Genomic DNA, 1,594 nt, shown 5'->3' with positions numbered 1-1,594 from the left:
GAGGGGGGCGCGGGCGGCGGGGGCGGAGTCCCAGGCACAATGAAGACGTGACCCGCGCATCCCTGGACAAGCAGCCGCACGTCGTCGAACATCGAGGCGACGTCGCCGCGAACTACGACCGCACCAACGACGTGCTCTCCCTCGGCCAGACCCGCCTCTGGCGCAAGGAGGTCGCCAAGGCGGTCGACGCGCGCCCCGCCCAGAAGGTCCTGGACCTCGCCGCCGGGACCGCCACCTCCTCCCTCCCCTTCGCCGCCACCGGCGCCTACGTCGTCCCGTGCGACTTCTCCCTCGGGATGCTGAAGGTCGGCAAGGACCGCCACCCCCACCTGCCGTTCACCGCGGGCGACGCCACGAAGCTGCCGTTCAAGGACGACACCTTCGACGCCGTCACCATCTCCTTCGGCCTGCGCAACGTCCAGGACACCGACACCGCCCTGCGCGAGCTGCTGCGCGTGACCCGCCCCGGCGGCCGGGTGGTCATCTGCGAGTTCTCGCAGCCGACCTGGAAGCCGTTCCGTACGGTCTACAGCGAGTACCTGATGCGCGCCCTGCCCCCGGTCGCCACCGCCGTGTCGTCCAACCCCGACGCGTACGTCTACCTCGCCGAGTCCATCCGCGCCTGGCCCGACCAGCCCGCCCTGGCCGCCCGGCTCCAGCGGGCCGGCTGGACCAGGGTCGCCTGGCGCAACCTCACCGGCGGTGTGGTGGCGCTGCACCGCGGCTACAAGCCCCAGTAACCCGGCACCGGTACCGGCACCCCGTGGACCAGCAGGACTATCAGGCCGTCCTCCACAGAATCGCGGACGACGTCGCGCCCCTCGTGGGCACCGGCACCCCCGCCGCGTACATCCCCGCCCTCGCCGACGTGGACCCGTCCCGCTTCGGGATGGCCGTCGCGGACCTCGACGGCACGGTGTACGGGGTGGGGGACTGGCAGCGCCCCTTCTCCGCCCAGTCGATCACCAAGGTGTTCACGCTCGCCCTGGCCCTCGCCCGTGGCGGCGACAGCCTGTGGGAGCACGTCGGCCGCGAGCCGTCGGGCAACCCGTTCAACTCGCTGGTGCAGCTGGAGTACGAGAACGGCATCCCGCGCAATCCGTTCATCAACGCGGGCGCGCTGGTCGTGACCGACCGGCTCCAGACCCTCACCGGGGACGCCAGCAGTGAACTGCTGGAGTTCCTGCGGGAGGAGACCGGCAACCCCGGGCTCGCCTTCGACGCGGTGGTGGCCGAGTCCGAGTCCGCCCACGGCGACCGGAACGCGGCGCTGGCCCACTTCATGGCCTCGTACGGCAACATCGCCAACGACGTACCGACCCTGCTCGACCACTACTTCTGGCAGTGCGCCATCGAGATGAGCTGCGCGGATCTCGCTCTGGCGGCCCGCTTCCTGGCCCGCCACGGGCTGCGCGCGGACGGCTCGCGGCTGCTGTCGCGCAGTGAGGCGAAGCAGGTCAACGCGGTGATGCTGACGTGCGGGACCTATGACGCGGCGGGCGACTTCGCGTACCGCGTCGGTCTGCCGGGCAAGAGCGGGGTGGGCGGCGGGATCATGGCGGTCGTGCCCGGCCGGTGCACGCTGTGCGTGTGG

Annotated in this window: 2 protein-coding genes; both read left to right on the top strand. The window is 71.7% G+C overall.

Annotated elements, in window-relative coordinates; genetic code table 11:
• The first annotated feature begins 47 nt into the window (after positions 1–47).
• Complete coding sequence (locus ACJA3G_RS36630; RefSeq protein ID WP_406557335.1) at positions 48–740, top strand: demethylmenaquinone methyltransferase; 693 nt, start codon at positions 48–50, stop codon at positions 738–740.
• Positions 741–763: 23 nt separating this feature from the next.
• Positions 764–1,594 (top strand): glutaminase (locus tag ACJA3G_RS36625; protein WP_406557334.1); only part of this gene is annotated, 831 nt, incomplete at its 3' end.

Origin of the sequence: Streptomyces sp. YS-3 (genome assembly GCF_045257485.1) — a bacterium.
Taxonomy (GTDB): Bacteria; Actinomycetota; Actinomycetes; order Streptomycetales; family Streptomycetaceae; genus Streptomyces.
This window is presented reverse-complemented; position numbering and strand designations above follow the sequence as displayed.